This window comes from Allobosea sp. CER48 (genome assembly GCF_044752385.1).
Taxonomy (GTDB): domain Bacteria; phylum Pseudomonadota; class Alphaproteobacteria; order Rhizobiales; family Beijerinckiaceae; genus Allobosea.
The window spans coordinates 1-5,716 of sequence record NZ_JBIWYK010000200.1; the positions used below are offsets into that span (position 1 = coordinate 1).

The following is a 5,716-nucleotide window of genomic DNA, read 5'->3' on the forward strand; positions in this document are numbered from 1 at the left end:
CGGGGTCGCGGCCGGTCCATGGCCCCGCGAGGAAGGCACAGGACAGCGCGCCGATCACCGGCAGCAGCGTCGGCGTGCGGAAATGGTCGTGCTCGACTGCGTCCTTGCGCAGCGCGAGCACGGCGATGTTCACCACGGTGAAGACGCAGAGCAGGAGCAGCGCTGTCGTGCCGCCCAGCGCCGGCACCTCGCCGACGAAGGTGATCAGGCCGAAGGCCAGCAGGCTGGTGAAGCCGATCGCGACATAGGGCGTGCGCCGGGTCGCATGGACCTTGCCCAGCACCGGCGGGAGGACATGCTCCCGGCTCATGCCGTAGACCAGCCGGCTCGCCATCAGCATGTTGATGAGCGCGCTGTTGGCGACCGCAAACATGGTGATGAAGCCGAATATCCAGAGCGGGAAGTTCGGTGCGCCGGCCTGCACCACCTTGAGCAGGGGCGTCTCGCCTTCGCCGAGTTGCTCGGGCGGCACAAGCGTGATCGCGGAGATCGAGACCAGCACGTAGATTACGCCGGTGATGGCAAGGCCCGCGAGAAGCACCTTCGGGAAGATCCGGGTGGGATTCTTGCATTCCTCGGCCATGTTCACCGAGTCCTCGAAGCCGACCATCGCGAAAAAGGCGAGCGTCGTGGCCGCGATGACAGGCCAGAAAGCGCCGCCTTCGGTCGCCGTCTTGAACTGCAGGACGCGCGAGACATCGCCCTGGCCGGCGCCGATCGCCATCAGGCCGATGGTGATGATGATCAGCAGGCCGGTGAGCTCGACGCAGGTCAGCACGACGTTGGCCTTCACGCTTTCGCCGACGCCGCGCAGGTTGACGATGGCGACGATCGCCATGAAGGCGAGGCCGATCAAGGTGATGCCGACGCCCCCGGAGAAGCCGAGATTCAGCGAGCTGGACATGTTCGCCGCGAAGGCACGGGAGGCCGTCGAGGCTGATGTGATGCCGGAGCACATCACTGCGAAGGCGACGATGAAGGTGACGAAATGGATGCCGAAGGCTTTGTGCGTATAGAGCGCGGCGCCCGCCGCCTTCGGGTATTTCGTGACGAGTTCGAGATAGCTGAAGGCCGTCACCATCGCCACCGCGAAAGCCACGAGAAACGGGAGCCAGACCACGCCCCCGACCTGCTTGGCGACCTGCCCGGTCAACGCGTAGATGCCCGTTCCAAGGATGTCGCCGACGATGAAGAGCAGCAGCAGCCACGGCCCCATCACTCGGTGCAGACTAGGCTCGGGGGCTGGCTCGGCGGCCTTCCCGGTCTGTTTGCCCAGTGTGATGTCGCTCATCGATCGTCTCCCTCTGCCGCGGCATCGAGCGCGACGCCGGCCTTGGGACAACACAGTTCCGCCGTATTTGTTCATGGCTGGTGATGACGTCGCAGCACGCCTTCGGCTCTGGTGTTCGCCGGACGGTCGGCCTATCTGCGGAGCAGCGACGCCTAGCCTTGGAGCCCCGGAGCATGACCCGCGATCTCGTCCTCGTGACCGGAGGCTCCGGCTTTGTCGCGGGGCATTGCATCCTGGCGCTGCTGCAGGCGGGCTACGACGTCCGCACGACGTTGCGCTCGCCGCAGCGGGAAGCCGCGTTGCGGAATGCATTGCGCGCAGCGGGCGAGGAGGCGGACGGGCGCCTGCAGGTTGCCGCTGCCGATCTGATGGGGGACGAAGGCTGGGACGGGGCGACCGCAGGTTGCGCCTATGTGCTGCATGTCGCGTCTCCGCTTGCGGCCGCAGCTCCGAAGGATGAGAGCGAGCTGATCCGGCCGGCTTGCGAGGGCACGCTGCGCGTCTTGCGCGCGTCGCGCCGCGCCGGGGTGCGGCGCGTGGTGCTGACGTCGTCCTTCGCCGCCATCGGCTATGGGCGGGTTGTGAAGCGCCCCTATGACGAGCGCGACTGGACGGACCTGTCTGCGCGAGGGCTCGCTGCCTATCCGAAATCGAAGACCCTTGCCGAGCGCGCCGCCTGGGATTTCGTCGACGGTGAAGGGCAGGGGCTCGAGCTCGCCGTGGTCAACCCGGTCGGCATCTTCGGGCCGCTGCTGGGGCCGGACCTCTCGGCCTCCATCCTGTTGGTGAAGACGATGCTGGAGGGGCGGCTCTGGGCCGTGCCGCGGCTGATGTTCGGCGTCGTCGACGTGCGAGACGTCGCCGACCTGCATCTGCGCGCCATGACCGATCCAGCCGCCGCAGGCGAGCGCTTTCTCGCTACCGGGGGCGACTTCATGGCGATGCAGGCCATCGCCCAGGCGCTGAAGGACGGGCTCGGCGCGCGTGCGGCAGCTGTTTCGACCCGCGTCCTGCCCGACTGGCTGGTGCGTCTCGCCGCGCGCTTCAGCGCGACAGCACGGCAGGCGGCGACGCCTGAACTCGGCCGCGTCAAGAACGCGACCAGCGCGAAGGCGCAGGCCATGCTGGGCTGGCAGCCGCGGCCGGCTGCGGAGGCTCTCGTCGCGACCGGCGAGAGCCTCCTGCGGCTCGGCCTCGTCAGTCCTCCGAAGCCTTGAACTTGTTCAGGCCCTTCATGGCGAAGGGCGCGACCAGGGCCAGGAAGGCGATCCCGAGCAGGGTCGCCGAGATCGGATTCTCCAGGAGTATCATCGGATCGCCCAGGCTGATCTGCAGCGCGCGACGAAGCTGCTGCTCAGCCATCGGCCCGAGGATCAGCCCGACCACCATTGGCGCGACCGGATAGTCGTAGCGGCGCATCAGATAACCTATGAAGCCGAACACGAAGAGCATGCCGAGCTCGACCGGAGAGCCGTTCACGGCCAGCGTGCCCATCGTCGCGAACACGAGAATGCCGGCATAGAGCCACGGTTGCGGGATCGCCAGCAACCGGACCCACAGCCCGATCAGCGGCAGGTTGAGGATCACCAGCATGACATTGGCGATGAAGAGCGAGGCGATCAGGCCCCAGACCAGATCCGGCTTCTCGGCGAAGAGCAGCGGGCCGGGATTGAGGCCGTATTGCTGGAAGCCGGCAAGCATGATTGCTGCCGTCGCGGAGGTTGGCAGGCCGAGCGTCAGCAGCGGCACCAGCGTGCCGGCGGCCGAGGCATTGTTCGCAGCTTCAGGTCCAGCGACGCCCTCGATCGCGCCCTTGCCGAACTCGTCCGGGTATTTGCAGAGCCTCTTCTCGGTGGAGTAGCTCAGGAACGTCGGTACCTCGGCGCCACCGGCCGGCAGCGCGCCGATCGGGAAGCCGAAGGCGGTGCCGCGCAGCCAGGGCGCCCATGAACGCTTCCAGTCCTGCTTCGTCATCCACAGCGAGCCCTTGATCGGAATGATCTCCTCGGGCTCGCGGAAGCGCTTGGACGCGACATAGAAGGCTTCGCCCACCGCGAATAGGCCAACCGCGAGCGTTGTCACCTCGACGCCGTTGAGCAGTTCCGGCACGCCGAATGTCAGCCGGGCCTGTCCGGTCAGCTTGTCGATGCCGATCAGGCCCAGCGTGATGCCGAGGAATAGGCTGGTGAGGCCGCGCAGCGGCGAGTCGCCGAAAGTTGCGGAGACGGTGACGAAGGCCACGATCATCAGGGCGAAATAGTCCCATGGACCGAATTTGACGGCGACCTCGACCAGCCAGGGCGCAAGGAAGGCAAGTCCGATCGTCGCGATCAGGCCGGCGACGAAGGAGCCGATCGCCGAGGTCGCCAGAGCCGGGCCGCCGCGGCCGGCCTTGGCCATCTTCGAGCCTTCGAGCGCGGTGGCGAGCGAGGCGCTCTCGCCGGGAGCATTGAGCAGGATCGCGGTGGTCGAGCCACCGTACATGCCGCCGTAATAGATGCCGGCGAACATGATGAGCGAGCCGGCCGGGTCGAGCTTGAACGTCACCGGCAGCAGCAGCGCCACCGTCAGCGCGGGGCCGATGCCGGGCAGCACGCCGACCGCGGTGCCGAGGAAGACGCCGATCAGGCAGAACAGCAGCTTGGAGGGCTCGAAGGCGACGCCGAAGCCGTTCAGCAGCGAGAGCAAGGTGTCCATCGTTCAGCCCCGGCTCAGAGGAAGAGTTGCTCGAGCGGTCCCGACGGCAGGATCAGCGTCAGGAGCTTCGCGAAGACGAGAAAGATGATGAGGCCGAGGACGAAACCGATGGCTGCGTCGACCAGGAGGGCCTGCCGGCCCATGCCGCGCGCGGTGCAGGCGAATACGACCGCGATGGCGATGATGAAGCCGCCGCCTAGCCCGATGCAGGCAATCAGGAAGACGAGGCCGCCGGCGATCCAGAGCAGGGCCTTGTTGTCGGCTTCCTCCGGCTGGGGCAGGCCTTCGCGAAATGCCACGACGAAATGCGCCAGGCCGAGGATGACCAACCCGACCGTCACGACATAGGGCATGGCTGTGGGCCCGATGCCATAGGTCGAGGTAATGGTCTGCGTGGATGCGTCGTGGCCGACGAGGGCGGCGACGATCAACAGCAGCACGCCCACGATCAGGGCGGGCTTGTTGACAGCTTGTGTCCGAGACTCGTTCGTCATGGCGTTCCCGTGATGGAGGCCGGCGCCTTCGAAGGCGATTCTGGCGGGGAAAAAAGGGGCCGGTTTCCCGGCCCCTTCGATTCTGGCGATGCTGCCCGGCTTACTTCACCAGGCCGACTTCGGTCATCACCTTCGAGACGCGCTCGATCTCGCCCTTCAGGAAGGTGTCGAAGGCGGCGCCGGCGAGGAAGGCGTCATCCCAGCCGCGGGCCTTGAGGATTTCCTGCCATTCCTTGGTCTTGACCATCTTCTCGACGGTCTCCGTCAGGGCCTTGGTCTGCTCGGCCGAGAGGCCGGGAGGGGCGACGACCGAGCGCCAGTTCAGCAGCTCGAGATTGATGCCCTGCTCCTTGAGCGTCGGGGCGTCCGGCGCATTGTCGAGGCGCTTGGGCGAGGAGACGGCGAGGACGCGCAGCTTGCCCGCCTTGATCTGGCCCTCGAACTCGCCGTAGCCCGACACGCCGGCGGTGACGCGCCCGCCGAGCATCGCAGCGAGAGCCTCGCCGCCGCCCGAGAACGGGATGTAGTTGATCTTCTTGGCGTCGGCGCCGACGGCCTGGGCGAACAGGGCGGCCAGGATGTGGTCGGTGCCGCCGGCCGAGCCGCCGGCCCAGGTTACCTTGGCCGGGTCCGCCTTGAGGCGCTCGGCCAGGTCCTTGGCGGTCTTGAGCGGGGATTCCGTCGGGACGACGATGACTTCTGCCTCGGCAGTCAGGCGCGCGATCGGCGTCACCTGGCTCAGGTTGACCGGCGACTTGTTGAGCAGGATCGCACCGACCATCACGAAGCCGTTGACCATCAGCTGGTGGCCATCGCCCTTCGCGCCGATGAGCTGGGCGAGGCCGATGGTGCCGCCCGCGCCGGTGACGTTGTTGACCTGCACGCTCTTGACGAGGCCCGATGCCGTCAGCGCCTGCTGCATCGAGCGCGCGGTGCCGTCCCAGCCGCCGCCGGGCGCCGCGGGAGCCATGATCTTCAGTTCGTTGAGCTGGGCGAAGGCCGCCGTCGACAGGGCGGCGAGAGCAACCGCTGTCAGGGCCGTGCGCTTCAGAAGGGATGTCAGCATGGATTCCTCCGCTTGCGGGCTTTGCCGCGGGTTTCTTGCAGGCGGCTTCGCCTGTGGCACCTTGCCGCGCTCGCCGTCAATTGCGCCTGATTGCATAATTGGAAGTCAAGAATTTTCGGCGCGATCGGGGTTTCGTCGCATCTTCTACACCGTTCGTTCTACGACCAT

Annotated in this window: 5 protein-coding genes; 1 reads left to right on the plus strand and 4 read right to left on the minus strand. The window is 66.9% G+C overall.

The genetic code is table 11. From position 1 onward, the window contains the following. A partial coding sequence (locus ACIPIA_RS09320; protein ID WP_400508815.1) for an APC family permease occupies nucleotides 1–1,291 on the minus strand: 1,291 nt, incomplete at its 3' end. A 173-nt stretch (nucleotides 1,292–1,464) separates the two neighbouring features. Here ACIPIA_RS09320 and ACIPIA_RS09325 point away from each other — a divergent pair. Further along, nucleotides 1,465–2,508 carry an SDR family oxidoreductase gene (locus ACIPIA_RS09325; RefSeq protein WP_400508817.1) on the plus strand — a complete coding sequence of 348 codons (1,044 nt, stop codon included), beginning with the start codon at nucleotides 1,465–1,467 and terminating at the stop codon, nucleotides 2,506–2,508. Here ACIPIA_RS09325 and ACIPIA_RS09330 read toward each other — a convergent pair. The 3 genes from ACIPIA_RS09330 to ACIPIA_RS09340 form a co-directional block, all read right to left on the minus strand. Then, nucleotides 2,489–3,988, minus strand: coding sequence for a tripartite tricarboxylate transporter permease (locus ACIPIA_RS09330; RefSeq protein ID WP_400508819.1), 1,500 nt, complete (start codon nucleotides 3,986–3,988; stop codon nucleotides 2,489–2,491). The two genes, ACIPIA_RS09325 and ACIPIA_RS09330, sit on opposite strands and share 20 nt — an antisense overlap. A gap of 14 nt (nucleotides 3,989–4,002) precedes the next feature. Beyond that, entirely contained in the window at nucleotides 4,003–4,482 is a 480-nt protein-coding gene (locus ACIPIA_RS09335) for a tripartite tricarboxylate transporter TctB family protein (protein WP_400508821.1), read from the minus strand. A 100-nt stretch (nucleotides 4,483–4,582) separates the two neighbouring features. Next, nucleotides 4,583–5,548, minus strand: coding sequence for a Bug family tripartite tricarboxylate transporter substrate binding protein (locus tag ACIPIA_RS09340; protein WP_400508823.1), 966 nt, complete (start codon nucleotides 5,546–5,548; stop codon nucleotides 4,583–4,585). Between the last annotated feature and the right edge of the window lie 168 nt (nucleotides 5,549–5,716).

What these genes read in the sequence shown, in the direction of transcription:
- ACIPIA_RS09325 (WP_400508817.1), top strand. Translation starts at nt 1,465, where the DNA reads ATGACCCGCGATCTCGTCCTCGTGACCGGAGGCTCCGGCTTTGTCGCG.
- ACIPIA_RS09330 (WP_400508819.1), bottom strand. Translation starts at nt 3,988, where the DNA reads ATGGACACCTTGCTCTCGCTGCTGAACGGCTTCGGCGTCGCCTTCGAG.
- ACIPIA_RS09335 (WP_400508821.1), bottom strand. Translation starts at nt 4,482, where the DNA reads ATGACGAACGAGTCTCGGACACAAGCTGTCAACAAGCCCGCCCTGATC.
- ACIPIA_RS09340 (WP_400508823.1), bottom strand. Translation starts at nt 5,548, where the DNA reads ATGCTGACATCCCTTCTGAAGCGCACGGCCCTGACAGCGGTTGCTCTC.